The 25938-nt window shown below is 51.5% G+C and carries 24 protein-coding genes and 1 other RNA gene; 9 read left to right on the top strand and 16 right to left on the bottom strand.

What is annotated here, in order from left to right; all coding sequences use genetic code 11:
* Positions 1-7: 7 nt before the first annotated feature.
* The 13 genes from murG to BRW83_RS02185 all read right to left on the bottom strand — a co-directional run bounded on the left by murG (position 8) and on the right by BRW83_RS02185 (position 14005).
* Positions 8-1069: an undecaprenyldiphospho-muramoylpentapeptide beta-N-acetylglucosaminyltransferase gene (murG, locus tag BRW83_RS02245; RefSeq protein WP_186447522.1), complete on the bottom strand. Its 1062-nt coding sequence runs from the start codon at positions 1067-1069 to the stop codon at positions 8-10.
* 7 nt (positions 1070-1076) lie between these two features.
* Positions 1077-2315 (bottom strand): putative lipid II flippase FtsW, encoded by a 1239-nt coding sequence (ftsW, locus tag BRW83_RS02240; protein WP_005881947.1) that lies wholly within the window; start codon positions 2313-2315, stop codon positions 1077-1079.
* On the bottom strand, positions 2312-3799 hold the full coding sequence (gene murD / locus BRW83_RS02235; RefSeq protein WP_005881948.1) for a UDP-N-acetylmuramoyl-L-alanine--D-glutamate ligase: 1488 nt from the start codon (positions 3797-3799) through the stop codon (positions 2312-2314). The genes ftsW and murD overlap by 4 nt, the downstream gene beginning before the upstream one ends.
* Before the next feature lies 1 nt (position 3800).
* Positions 3801-4970, bottom strand: a complete 1170-nt coding sequence (gene mraY / locus BRW83_RS02230) for a phospho-N-acetylmuramoyl-pentapeptide-transferase (RefSeq protein ID WP_005881950.1) — start codon at positions 4968-4970, stop codon at positions 3801-3803.
* A 1-nt stretch (position 4971) separates the two neighbouring features.
* Positions 4972-6339 carry a UDP-N-acetylmuramoyl-tripeptide--D-alanyl-D-alanine ligase gene (locus tag BRW83_RS02225; RefSeq protein ID WP_005881952.1) on the bottom strand — a complete coding sequence of 456 codons (1368 nt, stop codon included), beginning with the start codon at positions 6337-6339 and terminating at the stop codon, positions 4972-4974.
* Positions 6336-7847, bottom strand: coding sequence for a UDP-N-acetylmuramoyl-L-alanyl-D-glutamate--2,6-diaminopimelate ligase (locus BRW83_RS02220; protein WP_005881955.1), 1512 nt, complete (start codon positions 7845-7847; stop codon positions 6336-6338). The genes BRW83_RS02225 and BRW83_RS02220 overlap by 4 nt, the downstream gene beginning before the upstream one ends.
* Complete coding sequence (locus BRW83_RS02215) at positions 7847-9619, bottom strand: peptidoglycan D,D-transpeptidase FtsI family protein (protein WP_005881957.1); 1773 nt, start codon at positions 9617-9619, stop codon at positions 7847-7849. Before BRW83_RS02215 ends, BRW83_RS02220 begins: the two co-directional genes overlap by 1 nt.
* Entirely contained in the window at positions 9616-9888 is a 273-nt protein-coding gene (gene ftsL, locus BRW83_RS02210) for a cell division protein FtsL (RefSeq protein WP_005881959.1), read from the bottom strand. Before ftsL ends, BRW83_RS02215 begins: the two co-directional genes overlap by 4 nt.
* On the bottom strand, positions 9878-10837 hold the full coding sequence (gene rsmH, locus BRW83_RS02205) for a 16S rRNA (cytosine(1402)-N(4))-methyltransferase RsmH (RefSeq protein ID WP_005881961.1): 960 nt from the start codon (positions 10835-10837) through the stop codon (positions 9878-9880). Before rsmH ends, ftsL begins: the two co-directional genes overlap by 11 nt.
* 18 nt (positions 10838-10855) lie before the next feature.
* Positions 10856-11284 (bottom strand): division/cell wall cluster transcriptional repressor MraZ, encoded by a 429-nt coding sequence (gene mraZ / locus BRW83_RS02200; RefSeq protein ID WP_036603219.1) that lies wholly within the window; start codon positions 11282-11284, stop codon positions 10856-10858.
* Between the two features lie 378 nt (positions 11285-11662).
* Positions 11663-11997: RNase P RNA component class A (gene rnpB, locus BRW83_RS02195), an RNA gene on the bottom strand.
* Between the two features lie 44 nt (positions 11998-12041).
* Positions 12042-13208 carry a cardiolipin synthase ClsB gene (gene clsB, locus BRW83_RS02190; protein WP_005881966.1) on the bottom strand — a complete coding sequence of 389 codons (1167 nt, stop codon included), beginning with the start codon at positions 13206-13208 and terminating at the stop codon, positions 12042-12044.
* A 2-nt stretch (positions 13209-13210) separates the two neighbouring features.
* The gene (locus BRW83_RS02185; protein WP_005881968.1) at positions 13211-14005 is read right to left on the bottom strand and encodes an endonuclease/exonuclease/phosphatase family protein; all 795 of its coding nucleotides are present in this window, start codon (positions 14003-14005) and stop codon (positions 13211-13213) included.
* 229 nt (positions 14006-14234) lie between these two features.
* Here BRW83_RS02185 and waaA point away from each other — a divergent pair, with 229 nt between their 5' ends.
* Positions 14235-15506, top strand: coding sequence for a lipid IV(A) 3-deoxy-D-manno-octulosonic acid transferase (gene waaA, locus BRW83_RS02180; protein ID WP_005881970.1), 1272 nt, complete (start codon positions 14235-14237; stop codon positions 15504-15506).
* A 6-nt stretch (positions 15507-15512) separates the two neighbouring features.
* Here the strand turns inward: waaA and BRW83_RS02175 are convergent, their stop codons facing one another.
* Positions 15513-16190 carry a sensor histidine kinase gene (locus BRW83_RS02175; protein ID WP_005881972.1) on the bottom strand — a complete coding sequence of 226 codons (678 nt, stop codon included), beginning with the start codon at positions 16188-16190 and terminating at the stop codon, positions 15513-15515.
* Between the two features lie 37 nt (positions 16191-16227).
* The gene (orn, locus tag BRW83_RS02170) at positions 16228-16758 is read right to left on the bottom strand and encodes an oligoribonuclease (RefSeq protein ID WP_231284516.1); all 531 of its coding nucleotides are present in this window, start codon (positions 16756-16758) and stop codon (positions 16228-16230) included.
* Positions 16759-16875: 117 nt separating this feature from the next.
* Here orn and BRW83_RS02165 point away from each other — a divergent pair, with 117 nt between their 5' ends.
* The 8 genes from BRW83_RS02165 (at position 16876) to mtnA (ending at position 24847) form a co-directional block, all read left to right on the top strand.
* On the top strand, positions 16876-18135 hold the full coding sequence (locus BRW83_RS02165) for a M48 family metallopeptidase (RefSeq protein WP_005881976.1): 1260 nt from the start codon (positions 16876-16878) through the stop codon (positions 18133-18135).
* Positions 18132-19028, top strand: coding sequence for a ribosome small subunit-dependent GTPase A (gene rsgA, locus BRW83_RS02160; RefSeq protein WP_005881978.1), 897 nt, complete (start codon positions 18132-18134; stop codon positions 19026-19028). The genes BRW83_RS02165 and rsgA overlap by 4 nt, the downstream gene beginning before the upstream one ends.
* Before the next feature lie 165 nt (positions 19029-19193).
* The gene (argF, locus tag BRW83_RS02155) at positions 19194-20111 is read left to right on the top strand and encodes an ornithine carbamoyltransferase (protein ID WP_005881979.1); all 918 of its coding nucleotides are present in this window, start codon (positions 19194-19196) and stop codon (positions 20109-20111) included.
* A 174-nt stretch (positions 20112-20285) separates the two neighbouring features.
* Positions 20286-21509 (top strand): argininosuccinate synthase, encoded by a 1224-nt coding sequence (locus BRW83_RS02150; protein ID WP_005881980.1) that lies wholly within the window; start codon positions 20286-20288, stop codon positions 21507-21509.
* Between the two features lie 170 nt (positions 21510-21679).
* Positions 21680-22552, top strand: coding sequence for an S-methyl-5'-thioadenosine phosphorylase (locus BRW83_RS02145; RefSeq protein WP_005881981.1), 873 nt, complete (start codon positions 21680-21682; stop codon positions 22550-22552).
* Positions 22552-23232, top strand: coding sequence for a class II aldolase/adducin family protein (locus tag BRW83_RS02140; protein ID WP_005881982.1), 681 nt, complete (start codon positions 22552-22554; stop codon positions 23230-23232). Before BRW83_RS02145 ends, BRW83_RS02140 begins: the two co-directional genes overlap by 1 nt.
* Before the next feature lie 23 nt (positions 23233-23255).
* Positions 23256-23783, top strand: a complete 528-nt coding sequence (locus tag BRW83_RS02135; protein WP_005881983.1) for an adenine phosphoribosyltransferase — start codon at positions 23256-23258, stop codon at positions 23781-23783.
* 5 nt (positions 23784-23788) lie between these two features.
* Positions 23789-24847 carry an S-methyl-5-thioribose-1-phosphate isomerase gene (gene mtnA, locus BRW83_RS02130; RefSeq protein WP_005881985.1) on the top strand — a complete coding sequence of 353 codons (1059 nt, stop codon included), beginning with the start codon at positions 23789-23791 and terminating at the stop codon, positions 24845-24847.
* Here mtnA and murB read toward each other — a convergent pair whose 3' ends face one another.
* Complete coding sequence (gene murB, locus BRW83_RS02125) at positions 24848-25867, bottom strand: UDP-N-acetylmuramate dehydrogenase (protein ID WP_005881987.1); 1020 nt, start codon at positions 25865-25867, stop codon at positions 24848-24850.
* Between the last annotated feature and the right edge of the window lie 71 nt (positions 25868-25938).

Here is a 25938-nt window from a genome sequence, read left to right as displayed (position 1 = left end):
CAATCTTTTATCTGGTTGCCGCTTTAATGAGAACCTCGGCAATTTTTTCGTTAGCATCCCGCTTGCCCAGCGAATAAGCCGTCTTCGCCATTACAAGGCATTTTTCGCGGGTCATTTCTTTCAGCAGTCCGGCCAGATATTCCGGCGTCAGACTGGTTTGCGGCAGATGTGTGGCCGCCCCTTCCCTGTCCATGAAAATCGCGTTATCCCGCTGGTGCGATGTACTCGATGCAATAAACGGTACGAGAATGCTGGCAACCCCCGCCGCTGTCAGCTCGGAAACCGTAATTGCTCCGGCCCTGCAGATAACGAGATCGGCATTTGCATAACGCACAGCCATATCGTCGATAAAATCGAGAACCTCCGCATTAACCTGCGCTTTCCTGTATTGCTGCCGGACTTGGGCCACATGTTGCCTGCCTGTCTGATGCGTCACATTCGGTCTTGTCTCAAATGGCAAGAGTGCCAATGCAGCAGGCAAACAATCATTCAATACTTTTGCCCCCAGGCTTCCGCCGACAACCATAATGTTCAGGACACCTTCGCGTCCGGCAAAACGTTCTTCCGGTTGCGGCAATTCCCTGATTTCCTGCCGGATCGGATTGCCGGTCAATACCGCTTTATGAGCGACTTCCCCATATTCACCCGGCAAACCGAACAACACATGTTTTGCCGAAGAGGCCAGTGCCTTGTTCGACAACAGCAGTTTGGCGTCCGCATTGACCAGCACGACAGGAATACCGAGCATTCTCGCTGCCATGCCACCCGGAACGGTGACATATCCACCCATTCCGACAACCAGATCGGGCTTGCGCCGTTTCATGATTCCCCTGCACGTCATGAAACTCGTCATCAGCTTGATACTTCCACCAATCGTATGCGCCAGCCCCTTGCCTCTCAATCCGGCGAAATCGATCGACTCCATTTCGATTCCCGCAGCAGGGACGATTTTTCCTTCCATGCCGTGCTGCGTTCCCAGCCAGGTCACATCCCAGCCTTCTTTCTGCATGGTTGCGGCGATAGCCAGCCCCGGGAAAATATGTCCTCCCGTTCCTGCGGCCATAATCATGAGTTTCTTACGTTCGCTCACGGCCACCTCCACGCATGATCTTGCGGTTTTCGTAATCGACCCTCAAAAGGATCGCCAGCCCCACGCAATTGATCAGAATCCCCGATCCTCCATAACTCATCAGCGGCAAGGTCAGGCCTTTCGTTGGTAACAGCCCCAGATTCACACCCATATTGATGAACGTCTGAACACCGATCCAGATACCGATACCCTGTGCCAGCAATCCTGCAAAAATGCGATCCATCGCAATGGCCTGACGCCCGATTTCGAAAGCCCGCTTGACGATCCAGTAAAACAGGGCAACCACTACAGCCACACCGACAAAACCCAGTTCCTCACCGATAACCGCCATCAAAAAGTCCGTGTGCGCTTCCGGCAGATAATGCAGTTTTTCGACGCTGCCACCGAGTCCGACACCGAAAATTTCGCCCCGGCCGAACGCGATCAGCGAATGGGAAAGCTGGTAGCCTTTACCCAGTGCGTTTACCTCATCCCACGGATTCAGGTACGCGAAAATACGCTCGCGCCGCCAGGGTGACATGACGATAACCATACTGAAGATACCCACCAGCGTCGCCGCGATCCCTCCGAACCACACCCCGTTAAAACCGCCCAGAAAGAGAATGCCCATCGCAATACAGATCACGACGCCCAGAGCACCCAGATCGGGTTCCAGCAAGAGCAAAAGACCGATCAGGCCAAGGGCGGTCGCCATCGGCAGGAATCCCTTGGTCAGCTTGTGCATGAAATTCTGTTTTCTGACGGTATAATCCGCGGCATACAAGACGATGAAAAGCTTCATCAATTCAGAAGGCTGCAAATTGAATATCCTGAACGACAGCCAGCGTCTTGCGCCGTTAACGCCTTTCCCGATTCCCGGAATCAGAACGAGAACCAGCAAAAAGAGCGTAATGACGAACAAAAGAGGAGCGTATTTCTGCCAGGTGTCGATCTTGACCCTGAACGCCATCACGGCGGCAATCAGGCCGATCACAATGAAAATGGCCTGCCGGATAAAGAAATGCTCATTCCGGTAACTGGCGTATTTCGGCGAATCGGGCAAGGCGATGGAAGCGGAGTAAACCATGATGAGTCCAAGAATCATCAGTGACAGGACAGCCCAGATCAGATAAAAATCGATCTTCATCATTCGGGCATTTTTGGCTGCTGTCACACGGCTGGTGCTGCTGCCGAAAATGTTGCCGAAAAATTCCTTGACTGTACTCATATTCAGATTGAGGTTCATGGCATTACCTCCCCGCAAGCTGAAGCGACTTCCCTGACCGCATTGACAAACACTTCCGAACGATGGGCATAGTTGCGGAACATATCCATGCTCGCGCACGCAGGAGAAAGCAGTACCGTATCGTTGTCCTGAGCCATTTTCGCCGCTTCCCCAACGGCGTGTTCAAGACTGTCGCTGTATACAAACGACGCGCCCGTTTCGGCCAGTGCATCATGAATCTGCCTTGCGTCCTTGCCGATCAGCATGACCGCCTTCACGTATTGTGCAACGACTTCAGACAAAGGCGAGAAATCCTGATCCTTGCCCAGACCACCGGCAATCAGAATGATGTTCTTGCGTCCTTTTTCACCCAGACCGTTAACGGCAGCGACCGTCGCGCCCACATTGGTACCCTTGCTGTCATCGATGTAAGAAACTGTTTTGACGGTAGCGATCAGTTCGACGCGATGCGGCTCACCGCGATAATCGCTTAATGCCTGCAAGAGAGGAGCGAACGGCAAGTGAATCGCACGGCACAAGGCCAGTGCCGCCAGCGCATTGCTGGCATTGTGGCGACCGCGGATTTTCAGCGCTCCGGCAGGCATCAGGTTCTGCACGGCATATTCAAGCGGTGCATCGTTCTTTTTGTTTCTTCTGACAATGCCATCTTCAACCGGCGACATGACAGCAAGCCATTCCATATCGCGATCCAGATGCAAGCCGAAAGAACTCGGTTCAAGCGGTTCATCCGTACCGAAAGTAACGACAGGCGCATCAGCCGATGCCATTTTCATCACAGCAGCATCTTCCCGGTTCAATACCCGGACTGTTTTTTCACCAAAAATTCTCGCCTTGGCTTCACCGTACGCTTCCATACTGCCATGCCAGTCCAGATGATCCTGCGTCAGGTTCAATACGGTTGCCGCATTGGCCTGCAAGGTATATGTCGTAAACAACTGGAAGCTGGACAGTTCCAGAACCCATACGTCAGGCAACTGTTTTTTTTCAATGACATCCAGCAGAACGTCCAGAGCCGCCGGGCTGATATTGCCCGCCAGCCGGACCGTCTTGCCAGCACGTTCACACATATGTCCGGTCAGGCTTGTCACTGTCGTCTTGCCATTCGTTCCGGTAACGGCAATGACGTCCGGTTTGTACGCAGTCCCTTCTTCAAGCCCTTTCAAGGCCTGCGCGAACATTTCGATTTCGCTCCAGACAGGAATACCGTGTTCTTTGGCAAATGGCAGTATTTCTTTCAGTTCAACATCCGGGCGCAGTCCGGGACTGACGGCGATGATATCGAACTGTTCCAGCCCTTCCGTCGCAAACGGCCCCGACATGAACCGGCTTTCGGGAATCAGTTTTTGCAACTGTGGCAACCTGTCCGGGTTTTCCCGCGTATCGGCAACGCAAACGCTCGCCTTGCAATACGCGCTCCAGCGCGCCATTGCCAGTCCGGACTCACCGAGTCCCAACACGAGAATTTTTTTGCCTGCCCAGTTCATATCATCTAATCTTCAAAGTCGATAAACCAATCAAAACCAGAATCATGGTGATGATCCAGAAACGGACAACCACCTGAGTTTCTTTCCAGCCCTTTTGTTCGAAATGATGGTGCAAGGGCGCCATCAAAAATATCCGGCGTCCTGTTCCGTATTTCTTTTTCGTGTACTTGAAGTACGTCACCTGCAACATGACCGAAATGGTTTCCACCACAAAAATGCCGCCCATGATGAACAGCACGATTTCCTGCCTGACGATCACGGCAATCGTTCCCAGTGCACCGCCCAGTGCCAGTGCACCGACGTCGCCCATGAACATTTGCGCCGGATGGGCGTTGAACCACAAAAACGCCAGCCCCGCCCCGGCCATCGCGCCACAGAAAACCAGCAACTCACCTGCACCCGGGATGTACGGGATGAAAAGATATTTGGAATAAAGCGAGTGGCCGGTCAGGTACGCGAAAACACCCAGTGCCGTACCGACCATGATAGTCGGCATAATCGTCAGACCGTCGAGGCCATCGGTCAGATTGACGGCATTGCTCGTCCCGACGATGACGAAATAAGTCAACGCTATAAAGCCCCACACACCCAGCGGATAACTGATCGTTTTGAAAAAAGGAATGATGAAGTCGGCCTTCGGCGACAGGTCCATATTGAAACCGGATCTGACCCAGTCTATAAACAGTGTCCAGACTTCTGCATTGGATTGTCCCGATACCGCAAACGCCAGATAAATGGCTGCCACGATACCAATCAACGACTGCCAGAAATATTTTTCCCTTGACGACATGCCATTCGGGTCCTTGTAGACGACCTTGCGATAATCATCCACCCATCCGACGATGCCGAACCCGATCGTCACAATCAGGACAACCCAGATGAACCGGTTCGACCAGTCACACCATAGCAGAGTCGAAACCGTAATGGCGATCAGGATCAGAAGGCCGCCCATCGTCGGCGTGCCCGATTTGACCAGATGCGTCTGTGGACCGTCAGTACGGACAGCCTGTCCGACTTTCAGTCTTGTCAGCAAACGGATAACGGCTGGCCCGGCTAACAGTCCGATAGCCAGTGCAGTCAATGTGGCAAACACCGCTCTGAATGAAATAAAACTGAAAACCCGGAGCGGTCCCACATCCTGTTGAAAAAATTGTGCCAGCCAAAGCAGCATATCAACTACCTTCCTTATTATTTTTATTCATCAATTGATTGACGACCCGTTCCATTTTCATGAAACGCGAGCCTTTCACCAGTACGGTCATGTCCGGTTCAAGCAATTGTTCCAGCACGGCATTCATTTCGTTCATATTGTCGAAATGTCGCCCGCTGTTTCCGTAAGCTTTCGACGCAAATCGGGCCATTTCACCAAAAGTGAAGAAATGGCTGATCTGGCGCTCTTTTGCATATTCACCGACTTCGACATGAAAACGCTCACCATCATTGCCGACTTCGCCCATATCTCCCAGAACGAAAATCCCTTTACCGGAGAGTTCAGCCAACACATCGATAGCGGCCCGGACCGAATCCGGGTTGGCATTATAAGTATCGTCAATCAGAAGTGCACCATTAAAAGCATTTTTCTTTTCAAGACGACCGTGAACGGGAGAAAATGCTTCAAGGCCCTTCACGATCGTTTGCCAGTCGATACCGGCAGAGCGGGCACAGGCTGCCGCTGCCAGAGCGTTTCTGACATTGTGTTTTCCACTTGTTGCCAGTCTGACGGAATACGATTTGCCTTCACTTTCGATCAAAACCGACGTGCTGCCATCTTCGTTTTTGTACTGCCCGGATACCTTCGCATCCTTGCCCAGTCCGAATGTCCTGATCTGGCGTGCACCGGCATACCGTGTCCACAAGTCCGAATACGGTTCATCGGCAGGGAAAACGGCTGTCCCGTTTTCAGGCAAAGAGCGAATCACTGTTCCGTTTTCTTCTGCAACCGCAAGAACGGTTTGCATGAATTCCTGATGTTCGCGCTGTGCGTTATTGACGAGCCCCACCGTCGGCTGCGCGATATCCGACAGATAAGCCATTTCCCCGACATGATTCATGCCCAGTTCGATGACGGCAGCACGATGGTTTTCATTCATCCGGAAAATGGTCAGCGGAACACCGATATCGTTATTGAAATTGCCAGATGTGGCCAAACGGCCGTCTTCCCCGAAAGCGGTCTTGAAGATGGTGGCAATCATTTCCTTGACTGTCGTTTTTCCGTTGCTGCCCGTTACGCCGACGACCGGGATGGAAAAATTCCTGCGCCATTCTCTGGCCATGTCACCCAGAGCCAGACGGGTATCGGCCACGATCAGCGCAGGCAGAGGATAATTTTCAGGAATGCGTTCTGCCACCACAGCCGCAACGCCTTTTTTCGGCAGTTCGGCCAGGAAATCGTGCGCATCGAAATTCTCGCCTTTCAGTGCCACAAACAAATTGCCTGCGCCGACAAGACGGGTATCCGTCGAGACACCGTCAAAGGATGCGTCGGCAGTCATTTTGCTGCCGTTTATCCAGAGGTGGAGTTGTCCAAGAGTCGTTTTCATGGCTCCACCTTTTGAGTTGTAAGACGCGATGCAAGAGCGAGTGCCACGTGATCCGCGTCGGCAAAAGGCCTTTTTACCCCTTTGACTTCCTGATACGCTTCATGCCCTTTTCCGGCAACGAAAATAACGTCGTTTTTCGATGCCTGCTTGACCGCTGTCAGGATAGCCGTCGCGCGGTCTTCCACCTGAATCGGATCTTTCGTCATACCGGAAACGATTTCTTCCATGATCTTTTTCGGATCTTCACTGCGAGGATTGTCGCTCGTGACAATGATGACGTCTGCCGACTCGGCTTTTTCACCCATTTCAGGGCGCTTTCCGTGATCCCTGTCACCACCGCACCCGAAAATGCACCAGAGTTTTCCGTTACGATCGTCCGCCACATGGCGCAAGGTGGACAAGCCTTTTTCCAGCGCATCCGGCGTATGGGCAAAATCGATCACGACAAGCGGCGCTTCCTTGCCGCCCATCTGTTGCATACGTCCCGGAGGAGCAGCCAGAGAAGTAAGAGACTGGACAGCGGAATCCCAATCGATACCGTTAGCCAGCAAAACCCCGAGAACACCCAGGACGTTACTGACATTGAACCGGCCGATCAGTTGTGTCCTGATTTTGGAGTCGCCATAGGGCGACTCGATCCGGAATTCATCACCATGGGTCCTGTTGCGGATATCGACTGCGTTCAAAACCGGGATGTCGGCCCTGGCGCCATTAATCGAATACCCTGTCAGCGCCATTTTCGACTTCAGTTCACTTGCCAGCTCAATCCCCATCGCATCGTCGAGATTGACGACAGCGTGTTTCAGGCCTTTCCAGCCGAACAGGCGCCGTTTGGCTGCCTTGTACGAAGCCATGTCATGGTGATAATCGAGATGGTCACGCGTGAAATTGGTAAACAGGGCGATATCAATCGTCAGGCCATTCAATCTGCCCTGATCGATTCCGATGGATGACGCCTCGATTGCGACACACTTCACTTCCCGTGAATGCAAATCTGCCAGAATCCTCTGCAATTGCACCTGATCGGGCGTGGTATAGCCTGTTTCTTCGCTGGCCCCGCTCTCGCCGTTTTCAAAAATGCTTACGCCCAGCGTGCCGATGACGGCCGTCTTTCTGCCAAGTCTGGACAAGGCTTGCGCAATCCACTGAGTCGTGGACGTTTTGCCATTGGTTCCGGTCACCGCAATAATCGACATGGAACGGGCAGGTGATCCATAAAAAGCGTCTGCTATCGGACCTGCATTGGCCTTAAGGCCAACAACGCCAAGATGATCCACTTTCCAGTCGGGATTCCATTCGAAATCAGACGACTCGTATACAACCGCTTTGGCGCCGCTTTCGATAGCTCTGGCTATGTAATTTCGTCCATCTGCCGAGTCACCTTCATAAGCGAAGAAAACAGCATCGGTTTCATATTTTATTTCGCGGGAATCGGAAAACAGCTGTCCATTCGGACAAATTCCTTTTATCCACTGAACGATTGGCATCAATTGAAGAGCTTTATCCATCACATGCCTCCCTTCGCCAATTTGTTTGCAGCCAGAACTTCTTCAAATTTCGCATCCGGAGCAACGTTCATCGCTCTTAAGGTATCCGCAGCAATAGCCGAGAAAACCGGCCCGGCAACCGTACCACCGTAATGGCCTGCGGTCGGTTCATCGATCATGACTGCAATCACGACACGTGGGTCGGAAGCGGGCGCAAACCCAACGAAGGAACCGACATATTTACGGACATAACGGCCGCCTTCGATCTTGTAAGCCGTCCCGGTTTTACCGGCAACCCGATAGCCCGAAACCTGCGCACGACGGGCCGTTCCATGTTCGCTCGTCACCATTTCAAGCATCTGGCGCATGTCTGTGGCCGTTTTTTCGGAAACGATTCTCTGACCGGCGGGCATTTCATTTCTTTTCAGGAAAGAAAGCGGGATCGTATCGCCGTTACGCGCAAAAATCATGTAGGAATGAGCAATCTGGAACAGGGAAACAGAAATGCCGTGTCCGTAACTCATCGTGGCCTGTTCGATAGGTCGCCATGATTTATAAGGCCGCACACGTCCGGCGACCGCGCCCGGGAAACCGAAACGGGGCTGCTGCCCGAACCCGAGGGAAGTAAACATTTCCCACATTTCGACAGGTTGCATCTGCAAGGCGATTTTCGCCGTCCCGATATTGGACGATTTTTCGATAACCTGAGCGACTGAAATCGTTCCGTTCGAATGGGTATCGCCGATTGTCGCCGTGCCGATCGTCAATTTGCCGTTGCCTGTGGCAATCATGGAAGTCGGTTTGACGATACCTTTTTCCAGTGCCAGCGCAACAGAGAAAGGTTTCATGATCGAACCGGGTTCGAACGTATCCGTCATGGCACGGTTACGCAACTGCGCCCCGGTCAGGTGACGTCTGTCATTCGGGTTGAAACTCGGCAGGTTCACCATCGCCAGCACTTCGCCGGTATGCGTATCCAGAACGATGGCACTTCCCGCCTTGGCCTTGTGTTTCTCGACAGCTTCACTCAAATACTTGTAGGCGATGTACTGCAACTTGCTGTCGATGGATAAAACCAGATCCTTGCCATCCAGCGGCTCCTTGATGGCACGCATATCCTCGACGATATGTCCCAGACGGTCCTTGATGACCCGCCGGCTGCCCTTTTCACCTGCCAGAACATTCTGGGATGCCAGCTCAATCCCTTCCTGGCCGATATCCTCGACGTTGGTAAACCCGACGACGTGAGCCATCACTTCGCCTTCAGGATAGAAGCGCTTGTATTCTTTTCTGGTCTGGATACCGGCAATCCCCAGCTTGACGATCTCGTCAGCCACGTCGTTATCGACCTGCCGTTTCAGGTAAACAAAGCTTTTGTCGGAATCCAGCTTTGCGTAAAGGCTGCTTTCAGTCATACCGAGCAAGGCTGCCAGTTTGCTGATCTTTTCCTTCGGTTGAGTCAGAACGTCTTCGGGAATCGCCCAAATCGCTTTCACCGGCACCGAAGAAGCCAGAACATGACCGTTCCTGTCGAGAATCTTGCCACGGGTCGCCGGCAATTCAAGCGTTCTTGCATATCGCGACTCACCCTGTTTCTGGAGAAAATCTGTGGAAATCCCCTGAAGCCACAAGGCTCTGGCGATGAGTCCGGCGAATGCCAGAAACAGCATAAACAACACCAGCCGCGAACGCCAGGGAGACAAACTGACCTTCAGTTCAGGATTTGCAGAGAAAGACACCCCCTTTGCCGCAGCAACGCGCGAATTTTTCATGAATTTAATATTGCGTATCATGGTGGTGTCATTTTCAAAAATTGGGTATTCGCAGGCGATACCCGCATCATGTTCAGTTCGTTTACCGCTTTTTCCTCAATGCGTGCATGCTTGCTCAATTGCGACTGTTTCAACTGCAATTGCGACCATTCAATTTCCAGCTGGCGTGTCTGCGACTGCGCAAACTCCAGTGCCATAAAAAGCTTTCGTGCCTGATACTGGGAATTGACCAGCAACAGGGCCGATACCGCCAGCAGCGCAGCCAGAATGAGGGGCAATCTAATCTTCATTGCGCCCTCCATTTTCATAAGAAACCCTTGTCGCAATACGCAAAATAGCCGAACGTGAGCGCGCATTCTTGCTCACTTCGGCTTTCGAGGGTTTTTGCTTGCCCAGTAACTTCATTTCAGGCTGCGGCAGGTCAATCGCCCTGATCGGGAGACGACGATCCGGCATGTCCACCTTTGCCTTGCCTGACAAAAATTTCTTCACTATCCGGTCTTCGAGAGAATGAAAACTGATGACCGACATCCGCCCGTTCAGCCGCAAATGCTGCCAGGCTGCCTGAAGGCCTATTTCCAATTCCTCAAGCTCTCTGTTGATGAAAATCCGTATAGCTTGAAATGTGCGCGTGGCCGGATTTTTGCCCTTTTCAAAAGTCTTGACTGCCCCTGCCACGATTTCGGCAAGTTGTTTCGTACTATCAATGGGCTTGATGGTCCGGCAAGCAACAATCGCCTTTGCAATCTGAAAAGCAAACCGTTCTTCCCCATATTGATGAATTACCTCCGCAATTTTTTCTTCCGTTTCAACTGCCAGCCATTCGGCTGCAGACAATCCTCTGGTGGAGTCCATGCGCATATCGAGCGGTCCTTCCAGGCGAAAAGAAAAGCCGCGGGCAGCGTCTTCTACCTGTGGCGATGAAATACCGAGATCAAGTAAAATTCCGTCAATCATCTCGATGCCCTTTTCTTCAAGAACCTCGCCCAGATCCGCGAAACTTTTATGCACTATTTCAAAACGCGGATCAGTTATTTTCCCCGCTACCGAAACCGCTTCCGGATCCTTGTCGAATGCGATAAGTCGCCCTTCCCCCCCCAAACGCTCAAGAATTAATCTGCTGTGCCCTCCCCGGCCAAACGTTCCATCAATAAAAATTCCATTAACACGATCGCCTTCTATCGCCAGAGCATCTACTGCTTCTTTCAGCAATACCGAATCATGAGTCAATTCCGGCACGTTTATCCACCCTGACACTTAAAATGAAAAATCCTGCAAAGCTTCCGGCATTCCTGACGCAATCGCTTCCGATTCGTTTTCCTGCAATCTGGATGCATCCCAGATTTCAAAATGACTGCCCATCCCCAACAACATCACATCTCTTGTCAGCCCCACTGCCTGACGCAACTCCGGTGAAATCAGAATTCTTCCTGCAGAATCGATTTCCACATCCGAAGCACTTCCCAGAAAAATCCGTTGCCAGGCACGGGCAGACATCGGCCATGCAGCAATCTTTTCCCGATGGGCCTCCCATACAGGACGCGGAAAGAACAAAAGACAACCGTGTGGATGACGCGTCAATGTCACACGTCCGTCACATTGAAGTGACAGAGCGTCACGATGCCTTGCAGGAATGACCATCCTTCCCTTTGCATCCAGACTGATCGACGAAGCACCCTGAAACACGGTTAATATCCTTTCTGATTTGCTTTTAAACGAAGCACCGGAGCATGAAATTTATCCCACAAATACACACTTTTTCACACTTTTACCCACTTTATTAGATGCTTAATATGTGGTCAAGAGCTTTTTGTTAATAAATTGAGAATTTCTTAATGAAGTCAAGGACTTAGACGATGGCAAGGCTCAATGATGCAAAATAAATAACCAAAGAAATGAATCACTTACAAGGCATATTGAAAGCACTCTCTCACGCAAATACATGGGTTTATACAAAATCAAATACTTTGCATTTGGTTATGCAAACGCAACTCAGCAATAAACGCGAGGTTAAAAAACATGTATATGAGAAAGGAGGCAGAGGGGAGAAAAAAGAAAGAAGAAAAATAAAGCAAGCCGATAGGCCGGATTCTGTTACGGTACCGAAAACGGTACTATGACAGCCATTCATCTAGGCACAGGATTACTCCTGCACTCGAGCTTCCTACCCGCACGCTCCGCGGACCGCCTCATAGCGTGCCTATTTGGAATTGCACCAGGTGGAGGTTGCCGCGTTTCACCGTAACTTAATACGCTCGTCTCTGTGGCCCTGTTCCTCGCCTTATCCCTCTCGGTTTTCAGCGGACGGCCGTTAACCGTCACCCTGTCCTGTGGTGTCCGGACCTTCCTCCCGTTTCCTTTGCAAGGCATTGGAAACCGGCGGCTGTCTGGCTTGCTTCATTGTCTATTTTACAGGGAATATGGCGACAATGCCAAAAGCCTTTCAGGTATAGTCGCCCCAGGTTATCGTTCGCATGATGAAACGATAAATAAGAAAAGCCGTGCCATACCAGAAACGTTTGTACCATGGACGGTTTGCAAAACTTTCCGGACAGATCTCGACGGCTTCCGACAGGGCGGCTTCGATGTCTTTCCTCAAGGTTTTGGCAAAATCGACATCCCTGACGACGACATTGGCTTCATGATTCAAAAAGAGGGACAAACCATCGCAATTGCTTGAGCCGACCGTTGCCCATTTATCATCGATAACGGCAACCTTCCCGTGAAACTGGGTCTTGTTGTACTCAAAAACCTTGATCCCGCTTTTCAGCAATTTTGGATAAAAAGACTGCGCAACCGAATCCTGAACCCAGAACTCACCACTGCCGATCAGGAGGATGACCTCGACTCCTCGCGAAGCCGCCGAAGCCAGTGCATTGCGAAAGCGCCGCCCCGGTGCGAAGTAAGGAGTCGCCAGAATAATGCGTTTTCGTGCCTGCCCCATCGCACGCAAATAAGCGCGCTGGATGGTACGCCGGTTCCGGAAATTGTCCCGGACGATAAAACCGGCAAGCGCCGTCTTCGCCCTCCTGAATCGCTCTCTTGTTCGAATAATGGCACGATACCGGTCGAAGCGTTCCCACAAAGTCCGTTTTCCGGTCTGTTCCCAGAGACGAATGGCTTCCTGATAGATCCGCATCGCCAACGGACCTTCGACCCGTACTGCAAAATCCTGCCGGGGATAAGTCAACAGCGATTTCTTGTTATAGTCATAGCGGTAATCGTTCAGGATATTGATGCCGCCGACAAAGGCAATCAGATGGTCGACAACGCAGATTTTCCGGTGCAAACGCACAAATCCCCGGCGAAACCACCGGTTGAATACATGGCACTCGATACCGGCTGCCTGAAACTCCCGGTTCAGCAACTGGCACAATTTGCGGCCTGTTCCAAGCCAGTCAATGATCACATGCACCTGAACGCCTCTTGCAGCGGCCTTTTTCAATGCATCGATCACCCTGCGCCCGACTTCATCAGGATAAAAAATATACGTTTCCAGATAAATCTCGGAATGCGCGTTTTCGATTGCGTCCAGCAAGGCCGGGAAAAAATCCTCGCCATTTTGCAATAGCGTCAGGTTATTGTCGTAGGTGTAATTGACGACACGCATCCTCACTTGATCCGCAAGGAAGCGACCAGTGGCGCATGGTCAGACAGCGATGTCCAGGGAGAACCCTGCATCACGCTGGCGGAATCGACCTCAAAACCGCGAACGTAGATACGATCCAGTCTGAAGAAAGGAAACAGCGCAGGAAAGGTTCTGGCTGCCACCGGTTTGGGAACCTGACCGGTCAATCGGGGAAAATAACTCCTTTTCCCGTTTTGTTTCATATCCAGTTCATCGAACACTTCCTTGACCTGCAAGGTCCGCATCAGAAAACCTGACAATTTATTGTTCCAGTCATTGAAATCACCCGCAATGATCACAGGCGCATCCTTGGGAGCGGATGCCTGCACCGTACGGATCAGGGCACGCGTCTGCCGGATACGGCTGCCGTTGAAAAGGCCGAGATGAATGACGTAACAATACACTTTCGTTTCCGGCGTTTGCAAAACGCAGTGCAAGATCCCGCGCGATTCGAGCGCATGATCGGAAACATCCTGATTGAACTGGGAAACGATAGGATAGGTACTCAACAGGGCATTACCATGATGACCGTAGTTATAAACGGAATTCTTGCCGTAGGCACAGTAAAGCGAGTCGCCGGCAAGATAGGCATGTTGCCCCTGTTCCTGCCATAAAAGCGCCTGCCGGTTTACCTGCAAATCATGGCGCCCCTGTACTTCCTGAAGAAAAATGACATCGGCACCCAAAGACCGGATAGATCTTTTCAGTTCCTGGATGATGGGCCGATGATCGATCGACGCCCCTTTATGAATATTGTAAGTCGCAATGCGAAGTTCCATGGCAGCCTTAATAAACTTACATACCGAATTGAACGATTCCGACTGACGATCGGTCCATTTCCGGAATCAATAATGAAAGCTATATTAATCATTATTTCCAATAGTGATATTGTACTTTGTAAAAAACATTCGGGTGTAGCGTGCAAATATGCAATTTTTAGCTATTGGGGAAACATTTGCCCGGCAGATTCGGGGATAATAGAGCCCGTTTAAACTTGACGATCATTTCATGCGACGTTTGTATTCGTTAATCTGGTGGCTGATATTGCCTCTGGCGATTGCCCGGCTTTACATAAGAGGCCGGAAAGAGCCGGGCTATCGCCAGCATATTCCGGAACGACTGGGGTTTTTTCCGCCAGTCGCTTCCCCAAAACAGAGAATCTGGGTACACGCCGTATCGGTCGGTGAAACGCGGGCGGCCGAACCACTGGTACGGGCGCTTCTTTCCCGTTATCCGGATTGCGATATCCTCCTGACGCACATGACCCCGACCGGTCGCGCCACGGGACGTTCTCTTTTCGAAACGGAAAAAAGGCTCATGCAAGCCTATCTTCCCTACGATACAAACTGGATGATGGGTCGCTTCATCCGGCACTTCCAGCCATCGCTTTGCATATTGCTTGAAACCGAAATCTGGCCCAACCTGATTTCACAATGCGTCAAACACCATGTTCCGCTTGCGCTCGTCAACGCACGCCTGTCGGCGCGGTCACTGAAAAAAGGCAAAAAACTTGAATCGATCATGAACGAGGCAGCACAAGGCTTTTCAGTCGTTGCCGCCCAGACCAGAACGGATGCAGACCGCCTTTCCCAGTTCGGAGCAGGCAATATTGCCGTAACAGGCAGCGTCAAATTCGACATCACCCCACCGGATGAAGCCGTCGAAAAGGGCAAACTGCTGAAAAAATGCATCGGTAACAGACCGGTTCTGATGTGCGCCAGCACCCGTGACGGCGAAGAAAACCTGATTCTCGATGCACTGGATCATCTCGATAAAAGAGCCCTTCTTCTTCTCGTTCCACGTCATCCACAACGGTTTTCTGAAGTCGCCGACCAGATTCAGGCTAGAAAAATTCGCATGATGAAGCGTTCACAACTCCAGAACCTCTCATCCGATATTATTCCGGATGATGTCCGGATATTGCTGGGCAATTCAATGGGTGAAATGTTCATGTATTACGCGGCTTGCGATGTCGCGTTTATCGGAGGAAGCCTGCTGAAACTGGGAGGCCAGAACCTGATCGAGGCCAGCGCTTTGGGCAAACCGGTTCTGATTGGCCCTCATACGTTCAATTTCGAAGCTATTACGAAAGACGCTATCAGTGCAGGTGCTGCCATTCGTATCCAGACGGCATCGGAAATGATGACTGAAGCGGACAAACTGTTCAGCCAGGACACCTCGCGTAGCGAAATGGGAATAAAAGCGCAAGCATTCGCACAAAACCAGCATGGCGCGACCGATCGCACGATGGCTCTTCTCGCACCATTGCTGGAAAAGTAAACAGGCTTACTTCGTTTTCAGAGGAATCCTGAACGTCAGGGTTGTCCCGGTATCGCCCGTTGCAATTCTGAATTCACCATTCAGCATGCCTATACGCTCCCGGATACCTGCCAGACCGTAGGATTTGATTTTCCGGTTCCGTACTTTCGGCATGCCGATGCCATTGTCGGAAATTTTCAAAACCAGAGTATCGTCATTTCCATCCAGCTTGACGCTGACCTTGCTAGCTTTGGCATGCTTGACGATATTCGTCAGCGCTTCCTGAAGCACCCTGAACAAAACCGTCGCACGTTCGTCGTCCACTTCCAGATTTTCATCGTGCGTTTCAAAAACACACTCGATTCCGTTTCTGCGGGTGAAATCTTTCGCCTGCCAATCAAGCGATGCAACCAGTCCCAGATCCAACACGGCAGGGCGCAGATTATTGATCAGGTTACGGACACTTTTGACTGTCGAATCGAGCTGCCCGAGCACCTCATCGATCCGCTCCGAACGCTTTTCACGTGAATCAAACGTCTCCTGCTTCAGCAATGTCACCTCAATCCGCAAGGCCAGCAGACGCTGGCCCAGTTCGTCATGAATTTCCCGTGCAATGCGCTTGCGTTCGTCTTCCCGTATTCTCTCCTGATGATCGATCAGTTCACGCAACTCTTCTTCATCGACAACCGTGCTTTGTAAAATCATATTCTTCTCACAATCAAAAGCGCCGTATTCGAAACGATTAAACCTTGATAAAGTGTTCCCGGTAATATTTCAGCTCATCGATGGATTCCATAATGTCCGCCAGAGCCGTATGTTTCTGCTGTTTTTTGAAACCATCGATCAGTTCCGGCTTCCAGCGGCGTGCCAGTTCCTTCAGGGTCGACACATCCAGATTGCGATAATGGAAAAACGCTTCCAGTCTCGGCATCGTTTTTGCCATGAATCGCCGATCCTGACAAATCGTGTTTCCGCACATGGGCGATTTTCCCCTGGGAACGTAATCGATCAGGAAATCAATCAATGCATCTTCAGCCATCGCTTCCGTGATATTGGACGCCTTGACACGGTCGATGAGACCGGAGCGTCCATGTGTTCCCTTGTTCCAGGCATCCATGCCGTTCAAAACTGCATCGGACTGGTGGATGGCATAAACCGGTCCTTCGGCAAGCACATTCAGATTCGCATCCGTTACAACGACAGCCACTTCGATAATCCGGTCGGTTTCCGGATCGAGGCCTGTCATTTCAAGGTCAACCCAAATCAAATTCATTTCACTGCGCAATTTTTTACCGCCTTTATTTTGAGCAGACGCTGGTTGCGATTCCTGAGCTTGTGACATAATTTCATTCCTTAATGACATAATCGAACATTTTCTCACAAGGACATAATGTCAGCATCCGCGTTTACGCAATTATTTATTTTTTTTCTGATTCTGACCTTTGTTGTCCGTTGCTGGCTGTCGATACGACAAATACGCCACATCAGGGCTCATCAGGAAAAAGTGCCGGAACAATTCGTCGGCAGCATCAGTCTGGCATCGCACCAGAAGGCGGCTGCCTATACGGTTGCCAAAACGCGATTTTCCCTTGTTTCCCTGATCGTCGAGACGGCCGTCCTGCTCGGCTTCACCCTTTTCGGAGGACTGGAAAAGCTGTCGGACTGGGTTCTTGGCATAAGCGGCAACGACATGATTTACCAGATTGCATTGATCGCTCTGGCTAGTATTATCGTCGGCGCCATCGATCTTCCATTCGATTACTGGCAGCAATTCGTTCTTGAAGAAAAATTCGGTTTCAACAAAATGACGCCACCCCTGTTTGTCGGCGACATCGTCAAAAGCGCGATACTGGGCGTCATCATTGGGCTGCCGGTGATATGGGTTTTGCTAACCGTGATGGGAAAGGCCGGTACATGGTGGTGGCTGTATGCATGGATACTCTGGACCATTTTCCAGTATCTGATGCTGTTTCTGTATCCAACGTTCATCGCCCCGCTTTTCAACAAATTCACTCCCTTGCAGGATGAACAGTTGCGCCTGAAAATCGAGGACCTCATGAAACGCGTGGGTTTCCAGTCCAAAGGCCTCTTCGTCATGGACGGTTCGAAGCGGAGTGCACATGGAAACGCCTACTTTACCGGTTTCGGCGCCGCCAAACGGGTCGTTTTTTTCGATACCCTGATTGAAAAGCTGTCACCGGAAGAAATAGAAGCCGTTCTGGCTCATGAGCTGGGCCATTTCCGCCTGAAACACGTCATGAAACGCATGCTCGCCACAAGCATTCTGTCTCTTGTTTTTCTTGCCATTCTCGGTTACCTCAAAAACCAGAGCTGGTTTTATGCCGGACTGGGCGTCGATTCCATACCGGCTGGCGGTAGTGACGCCGTGGCGCTTATTCTTTTCGCCCTGACTCTGCCTATCTTCACTTTCTTTTTGTCCCCCCTGATGGCAATCAGTTCACGCAAACATGAATTCGAGGCAGATGCCTTTTCGGCAAAGTACACACAGGCAGACGATCTGGTTCACGCTCTCGTCAAAATGTATCAGGACAATGCCTCCACTTTGACACCGGACCCGCTCCATTCGGCATTTTACGATTCCCATCCGCCAGCCAGCCAGCGAATCAATCATTTACTGGGACACTCATGACAAAGAATATGATGCACGCCCGGATTATTGCCGCACATGGCCGTCATTATCTGGCGAGCACAGGCAGTGAAATGCTTCATTGTGTCACTCGCGGAAAGAAAAGCGACGTTGCGGTCGGAGACAGCGTCAATATCATGCCGACAGCCAAAGGGCAGGCCGTCATCGAATCCATTTCGGAACGGCATTCCCTGCTATATCGCTCGGACCAGTATAAATCCAAATTGCTGGCGGCCAATGTCGACCAGCTGTTCATCGTCATTGCCACGGAACCCAGCTTTTCCGACGACCTTGTATCTCGCGCGCTTGTGGCGGCTGAAGCAGCCGGAATCGAGGTTCATCTCATCCTGAACAAAATCGACATCACCGATCAGCTTGAGAGAGCCCGCCAGCGTGCCGGTTTCTATAAAAAACTCGGTTATGCCGTCCATGAAGTTTCGGCGACAGCGAATCCGGAAGAAACGCTTTCGATCTTGTTGCCGATTATTGAAAACCGGTCGACCATTCTGATTGGACAATCCGGAATGGGTAAATCCACCATCGTCAACCTGCTGGTACCGGGTGCCGATATTGCCACACGTGAAATTTCCACTGTGCTGAACTCGGGGAAACATACCACTACGTTCACCCGGATGTACCAGATCGATGACAATACCGCCGTCATCGACTCTCCGGGCTTTCAGGAATTCGGCTTGTATCACCTGACTGAAGGGATGCTCGAGCGGGCTTTTCCGGAGTTCAGACCCTGTCTCGGACACTGCCGTTTCTACAATTGCCATCATCTGACCGAGCCGGGATGTGCCGTTCTTGAAGCTGTGGCAAAAGGCGACATATCACCTATGCGCCACGAACTGTACAAACAGCTCGTGCATGAATCGGAACAGAAAGTGTTCTGAAAGCTTTTGCCATGAATGGACTTTTTTGAAAACCGTGCATTTTCAGACTGAAAATGCCAGAAAAAATGAGCAAAAACCCCGTTTTTTTTAAAATTTCGAAAAATCAACTATAATCAAACATTAAAAACGTTCACGCAGCACACTTTTTAGCTGCCATAGTCGTATATGACCATCAAACACTATCTTCAATTTTCCGATTTAACTCTGGCTGAATACGAACACCTGATCAAACGCGCGCACGTTATCAAGCGCAAGTTCAAGAATTACGAGCCATACCACCCTCTTCTCGACCGTACGCTTGTCATGGTTTTCGAGAAAAGTTCCACCAGGACACGCCTCTCTTTTGAAGCAGGTATGCATCAGCTCGGCGGTACAGCCATTTACCTCAACACACGCGACAGCCAGTTGGGCAGGGGAGAACCGATTGAAGATGCGGCACAGGTCATGTCCCGCATGTCCGACGTCATCATGGTCCGTACTTTCGGCCATGAAATCATCGAACGCTTTGCGGCCTATTCACGCGTGCCGGTCATCAACGGTTTGACGAACGAGCACCATCCATGCCAGGTACTTGCCGACGTTTTCACCTTTATCGAACATCGGGGTTCCATCAAAGGCAAAACCGTCACATGGATCGGTGACGCCAATAACATGCTGTATTCCTGGCTGCAGGCGGCGGAAGTTTTCGGCTTCCACGTCAACGTCTCGACTCCCAGGGGATACGACATCGACTTCAAACTGGTTTCACCGGATCACAGCCACTTTACCCAGTTCGACAACCCCGCAGATGCATGCGAAGGCGCCCATCTGGTTACGACCGACGTATGGACCAGTATGGGCTTCGAGGAAGAAAACGCAGTACGCAAGAAAGCGTTCGCCAACTGGAACGTCGATGCTGAAAAAATGCGTCACGCCGCACCGGATGCCCTGTTCATGCACTGCCTGCCTGCCCATCGTGGCGAGGAAGTCACTGCCGAAGTCATCGACGGCCCACAATCCGTTGTGTGGGACGAAGCGGAAAACAGGCTGCACGTCCAGAAAGCCCTGCTTGAATATCTCGTCAAAGGCAAGGTAGAAGAATAAATCCTTTCCCTGTCATGCATTGCGTGACAGGGTGTTTCCTTGTCTGGCGTTTTCCACACTGACATGTTCCCGTTTTACCTGAAACGGCATAAAATGAGAGTTTGCTATATCTGAACGATATTCCAGATTCAAATTCCGGATTCCTTTCAAACTGAAACAATCGAAAGACACTCTATGAGCGACATTAAAAAAGTTGTCCTGGCCTATTCTGGCGGTCTGGATACCTCGGTCATCCTGAAATGGCTGCAAGACACATACCAATGTGAAGTGGTCACCTTCACAGCCGATCTCGGACAGGGCGAAGAACTCGACCCGGCCCGTCAGAAAGCCCTTAAATTCGGTATCAAACCTGAAAACATTTTCATTGACGACCTGCGTGAGGAATTCGTTCGCGACTTCGTGTTCCCGATGTTCAGGGCCAATACGATTTATGAAGGTGAATATCTGCTGGGCACCAGTATCGCCCGTCCGCTGATCGCAAAAAGACTGATCGAAATCGCCCGTGAAACCGGTGCAGACGCGATCGCTCATGGCGCAACCGGCAAGGGTAACGATCAGGTCCGTTTCGAACTGGGCGCATACGCCCTGATGCCGAACATCAAGATCATCGCCCCATGGCGTGAATGGGATCTTCTGTCCCGTGAAAAACTGCTGAAATACGCAGAAGACGCCGGGATCGAAATCGACATGAAACACAAACAGGGCGGCGCACCTTATTCGATGGATGCCAACCTGCTGCACATCAGCTACGAAGGCAGACATCTGGAAGATCCCAACGCCGAACCGGAAACCTCCATGTGGCGCTGGACAGTCAGCCCTGAAGAAGCACCGGATCAGCCAGAATACATTGACGTTGAATTCGAAAAAGGCGATATCGTTGCCATCAACGGCAAACGCATGTCGGCAGCAAGCGTTTTGACCGAACTGAACCGCCTTGGCGGAAAACATGGTATCGGCCGTCTGGATCTGGTCGAAAACCGTTACGTCGGCATGAAGTCCCGTGGCTGCTACGAAACCCCGGGAGGCACCATCATCCTGACCGCTCACAGAGCCATCGAATCCCTGACGCTGGATCGTGAAGTCGCCCATCTGAAAGACGACCTGATGCCACGTTACGCCTCGATGATCTATAACGGTTACTGGTGGGCTCCTGAACGTGTCGCCCTGCAAAAACTGATCGACCATACACAGGAACACGTCAACGGTACTGTCCGCCTGAAACTGTACAAGGGCAACGTCATCGTTGTCGGCCGTGATTCCAAGTCCGATTCCCTGTTCGACTCGACCATCGCGACTTTTGAAGACGATGCCGGTGCATACGACCAGAAAGACGCGGCTGGCTTCATCAAACTGAATGCTCTGCGCCTGCGCATTGCAGCAAAAGCTCGCCAGAAATAAGAAACGTTCCGGCATCCTGTAAAAGCGGTTTTTATCCTGACTGGGATTAAAGCCGCTTTTTTTACGGGAAATTATCCTCTTGCCATCCCGGCATGCATTCCTGAAAGCTTGCATAATCATTTCTGTCATTCAATAATGACGTCTGAAAATGACAACCAGCAGGAATACACATGATCGGCATCATTGGCGGCAGCGGCATCTACCAGCTTGAAGGGCTTGCGGACAAACACTGGGAAGCAATAGCATCCCCTTTCGGTGCTCCTTCCGACGAATTATTGTTCGGACAGCTCAACGGACAGCAACTGGTTTTCCTGCCACGGCATGGGCGCGGTCACATATTGTCCCCCACCGACATCAATTACCGCGCCAACATCGACGTTTTGAAAAGAGTGGGCGTGACCGACATCATTTCCGTCAGTGCAGTCGGTTCACTGAAAGAAAACCTCAGACCCGGCACCTTCGTCATCGTCGATCAATACATCGACCGGACGATATCCCGTGAACGGTCGTTCTTCGGACGCGGTTGTGTCGCTCACGTGGCGATGGCTCATCCGACTTGCTCCCGCCTTTCGGATCTCATTCATCAGACCGCACAGGAAATCGGTATCGACACCGTCTTGGGCGGAACGTATCTGGCGATGGAAGGCCCCCAGTTTTCGACTTGTGCCGAATCGGAAATGTACCGGAGCCTGAACTGCGACGTTATCGGGATGACCAATATTCCCGAAGCCAAACTGGCCCGTGAAGCGGAGATGTGCTACACGAGCATTGCGATGGTCACGGACTATGACTGCTGGCATCCCGAACATGATCATGTCACGACGCAACAAATTATCAAAACCCTGTCTGAAAATGCAGCCAATGCACAAACCCTTCTGAAGAACATCATACCCCGTATTCATTCCGATTCATCGGCGCCAGCCTGTTCATGTCGCTTCGCGCTGGATAATGCCATCATCACGCCACCTGCTTCCAGAGACCCCGAAATCGTCTTGAAGCTCAGTGCAGTGGCCGGTCGCGTTTTCAAAAACGGAAAACCGTGATGGCAACCCGATCTGTCTCGCTTTCAGGCACGGATAAAGAAAAGGCATCGCAAATTGTCGAAGCCAGTCAACGCCTCGTATCCATTGGCATGAATCGCGGTTCCTGCGGCAACATCAGTGCACGATGCGAAACGACGTTCAAGGGTTCAGACAGTTTTCTGGTCACGCCAAGCGGCATCGATCCCGAAAAAATGACACCGGAGTCCATCTGTCTCATGAACATGTCGGGTGAAACCGTCGAAGGTGGCAAACCCAGCAGTGAATGGCGGATGCACCGGGACATTTACGATTCTCGTCCGGAAATTCATGCCATAATGCACACTCACTCACCGTTCGCGACTACACTGGCGTGCTTGCAGCTTGAAGTCCCGCCCTTTCATTACATGATTGCCGTAACCGGCGGCAACACGATCCCCTGCGCACCATATGCCCTGTTCGGCTCACAGGAACTCTCGGACAGTGCACTGGATTGCCTTGAAAACCGGTATGCCTGCCTGCTTGCCCATCACGGCATGCTCGCACTGGGTCATAACCTCGAACATGCGATGGCAATCGCCATCGAAGTGGAATCCTTATGTGAACAATACTGGCGCATACTGCAAACCGGCCATCTGAAAATTCTGTCCGAAAAACAGATGAGTGCCGTTCACGAAAAATTCCGCGATTATTTCAAAAAATAAACCACCAGCCAGAGAACCGAAAAATGTCATTGACCGATTACATCCGCACCATTCCCGACTATCCCAAAAAAGGCGTCCAGTTCCGTGATATCACAACACTGTTGCATAATCCGGAAGGGTTGAAAGCCGCTGTCAATCAACTCGTTGAACAATATAAAGACCTGAAAATCGACCGCATCGCCGTGATTGAATCCCGAGGGTTTCTTCTGGGGGCACCTCTTGCCTACTGTCTGGATGCCGGGCTGGTTCTCATCCGCAAAAAAGGCAAACTGCCCTGCGAAACACTGGAAGAAAGTTATGATCTCGAGTATGGAACGAGTACCATTGAGGTCCATACCGACGCCATCATGCCGGGCGACCGGATTCTGCTGGTAGACGACCTTATTGCAACAGGCGGAACGGCGGAGGCGGCCATCAAGCTGATCCGGAAATGTGGCGGCGAAGTGGTGGAATGCGCTTTTCTCGTCAATCTGCCCGAACTGAAAGGTGACAAACTGCTGGAGAAACTGGGCTGTTCCACTTTCGCCCTTTGCGCTTTCGACGGGGAGTAAACCAGATGGGCAATCATGTTGAAACCCTGCGCTGGAACGGCAGCGCTATCGAAATGATCGATCAGCGTATCCTGCCACATCGCATCGAATACATCGCGTGCGATTCTGCGCAAAGTGTCGCCAAGGCCATTCGTGACATGGTTGTCAGAGGTGCTCCCGCCATCGGTGTTGCGGCCGCTTATGGAGTCGCGCTTGAAGCGATTCTGCGAAAAAATGAAGCGTCAAACGTTTTCTCCACCTCTCTTGAAGAAGGTTTCAAGGCTCTGGCGGCCAGTCGACCGACTGCCGTCAATCTCTTCTGGGCGTTGGACAGGATGAGAAAACTGTGGGAAACCCATCAGGCTAAAAACCAGCCGGAACTGGCCGATATTTTCCTTGGCACGGCGCACGAAATTCTTGAAGAAGATATCCGGATCAACCGGGCAATGGGCGAATACGGCGCGTCTCTCTTGCCGGATGGTTCACGTGTTCTGACCCACTGCAATGCCGGAGCTCTCGCAACGGCAGGCCATGGCACCGCTCTCGGCGTTTTCCGTTCCGCTGTCGAAGCGGGCAAGCGCATTTCCGTTTTCGCCGATGAAACACGGCCTTTTTTGCAAGGTGCACGTCTGACGGCGTGGGAAATGGTTCAGGAAAACATACCGGTGACACTCATCACGGACAACATGTCCGGCCATCTGATGAGCCGGGGCGAAATCGATGCTGTCGTCGTCGGAACCGACAGGGTGGCTGCCAATGGCGACGTCGCCAATAAAATCGGCACCTATATGGTCGCCGTACTCGCAAAACGGCACAATATTCCTTTTTACGTCGCCTGTCCGCTTTCCACTATCGATCTGTCTCTGGCGACAGGCGAAGAAATACCCATCGAGGAACGTCCTGTCGATGAAATAAAAGGTTTCAGGGATTGCCACTGGGCGCCGGAAGGCGTTTCGATCCGTAATCCCGCATTCGACGTCACACCGGCAGAACTGGTTACCGCGCTGATCACGGAAAAAGGAATCGTCGATAACACCACACTGACAGCTGGCGAGCTGGCCGACTTCGTCAAAAAGAATCAATGATCAGACGAAAACCGGTTCCGGTTCCAGCCTGATCCCGAATGTGTCGAAAACGTCTTTTTTTATCGCCTCGGAGAGTTCGGCAATTTCCTTGCCGGAGGCATTCCCCCGATTGACCAGCACCAGCGCCTGTGTTTCGCAAACCCCTGCATTGCCATAGTGTTTGCCCTTCCAGCCGCACTGGTCGATCAACCAGCCAGCCGCCAGCCGGTAAGTGCCGTCAGGCTGTTCATAGGACGGCATGGCAGGATAGTCTTTTTTCAGTTCCAGCAGTTTTTCCGCTTCAACTGTCGGATTTTTGAAGAAACTGCCTGCGTTTCCAGTGACTGCCGGATCGGGCAATTTGCGTTGCCGGATATCGATAATCACTCTGCTGATGTCAGCTGCTGTGGGATTGGCCATTTTTCGGGCAGCGAGTTCTTTATCCACCTCGGCATACGCCACATTGGGTTTCCATGCCTTCGGCAACGCGAAACAGACATCGAGAATGATGAACCGGTCCTTGAAATCAGTCTTGAAAATACTGTGCCGATAGGCGAACTGGCAATCGGACTTGCTGAGTTCGACGACTTTTCCACCCCTGAAATCGAACGCCTTCAGAGAATGGAAACAATCCTTCAATTCGGAACCGTAGGCACCGATATTCTGTACAGGCGCCGCCCCGACCGTTCCGGGAATCCATGAAAGATTTTCCAGACCACCATATCCCTGTTCCAGTGTCCAGCTCACGAGATCATGCCATTTTTCACCGGCTGCCGCGCGGACATAAACCGCATCGGCATCTTCCCGCTCGACGTTCATTCCCTTCATTGCCATACGCAGGACAAGTCCTGAAAAATGGTCCGTCAAAAGCAGATTGCTGCCCCCACCGATCACCAGCCGCGGCTGCGACATCAGTTCCGGATTGTTGAAAACCTGAAACAGATCATCGGAAGACGTTATCTCCAGATAAGACGACGCATTTGCATCGATGCCGAAAGTATTGAAGGAACGAAGTGAAAAATCGTGTTGCAGGGAAGGCATGGAGTTCATGAGTTTCGTAAATGGGTAACGGGGTCAGGACGCAGAAGGTAGCCGTTCAGTATTTTGTCCGA

The sequence above is a fragment of the Oxalobacter formigenes genome (assembly GCF_002127965.1).
Lineage (GTDB): Bacteria > Pseudomonadota > Gammaproteobacteria > Burkholderiales > Burkholderiaceae_D > Oxalobacter > Oxalobacter formigenes.
This window is presented reverse-complemented; position numbering and strand designations above follow the sequence as displayed.

Bases quoted from the DNA above. Each gene is read 5' to 3' on its own strand.
- murG (WP_186447522.1), bottom strand. From the start codon at position 1,069: ATGATTATGGCCGCAGGAACGGGAGGACATATTTTCCCGGGGCTGGCT.
- ftsW (WP_005881947.1), bottom strand. From the start codon at position 2,315: ATGAACCTCAATCTGAATATGAGTACAGTCAAGGAATTTTTCGGCAAC.
- murD (WP_005881948.1), bottom strand. From the start codon at position 3,799: ATGAACTGGGCAGGCAAAAAAATTCTCGTGTTGGGACTCGGTGAGTCC.
- mraY (WP_005881950.1), bottom strand. From the start codon at position 4,970: ATGCTGCTTTGGCTGGCACAATTTTTTCAACAGGATGTGGGACCGCTC.
- BRW83_RS02225 (WP_005881952.1), bottom strand. From the start codon at position 6,339: ATGAAAACGACTCTTGGACAACTCCACCTCTGGATAAACGGCAGCAAA.
- BRW83_RS02220 (WP_005881955.1), bottom strand. From the start codon at position 7,847: ATGGATAAAGCTCTTCAATTGATGCCAATCGTTCAGTGGATAAAAGGA.
- BRW83_RS02215 (WP_005881957.1), bottom strand. From the start codon at position 9,619: ATGATACGCAATATTAAATTCATGAAAAATTCGCGCGTTGCTGCGGCA.
- ftsL (WP_005881959.1), bottom strand. From the start codon at position 9,888: ATGAAGATTAGATTGCCCCTCATTCTGGCTGCGCTGCTGGCGGTATCG.
- clsB (WP_005881966.1), bottom strand. From the start codon at position 13,208: ATGCGTGTCGTCAATTACACCTACGACAATAACCTGACGCTATTGCAA.
- BRW83_RS02185 (WP_005881968.1), bottom strand. From the start codon at position 14,005: ATGGAACTTCGCATTGCGACTTACAATATTCATAAAGGGGCGTCGATC.
- waaA (WP_005881970.1), top strand. From the start codon at position 14,235: ATGCGACGTTTGTATTCGTTAATCTGGTGGCTGATATTGCCTCTGGCG.
- BRW83_RS02175 (WP_005881972.1), bottom strand. From the start codon at position 16,190: ATGATTTTACAAAGCACGGTTGTCGATGAAGAAGAGTTGCGTGAACTG.
- orn (WP_231284516.1), bottom strand. From the start codon at position 16,758: ATGAATTTGATTTGGGTTGACCTTGAAATGACAGGCCTCGATCCGGAA.
- BRW83_RS02165 (WP_005881976.1), top strand. From the start codon at position 16,876: ATGTCAGCATCCGCGTTTACGCAATTATTTATTTTTTTTCTGATTCTG.
- rsgA (WP_005881978.1), top strand. From the start codon at position 18,132: ATGACAAAGAATATGATGCACGCCCGGATTATTGCCGCACATGGCCGT.
- argF (WP_005881979.1), top strand. From the start codon at position 19,194: ATGACCATCAAACACTATCTTCAATTTTCCGATTTAACTCTGGCTGAA.
- BRW83_RS02150 (WP_005881980.1), top strand. From the start codon at position 20,286: ATGAGCGACATTAAAAAAGTTGTCCTGGCCTATTCTGGCGGTCTGGAT.
- BRW83_RS02145 (WP_005881981.1), top strand. From the start codon at position 21,680: ATGATCGGCATCATTGGCGGCAGCGGCATCTACCAGCTTGAAGGGCTT.
- BRW83_RS02140 (WP_005881982.1), top strand. From the start codon at position 22,552: ATGGCAACCCGATCTGTCTCGCTTTCAGGCACGGATAAAGAAAAGGCA.
- BRW83_RS02135 (WP_005881983.1), top strand. From the start codon at position 23,256: ATGTCATTGACCGATTACATCCGCACCATTCCCGACTATCCCAAAAAA.
- mtnA (WP_005881985.1), top strand. From the start codon at position 23,789: ATGGGCAATCATGTTGAAACCCTGCGCTGGAACGGCAGCGCTATCGAA.
- murB (WP_005881987.1), bottom strand. From the start codon at position 25,867: ATGCCTTCCCTGCAACACGATTTTTCACTTCGTTCCTTCAATACTTTC.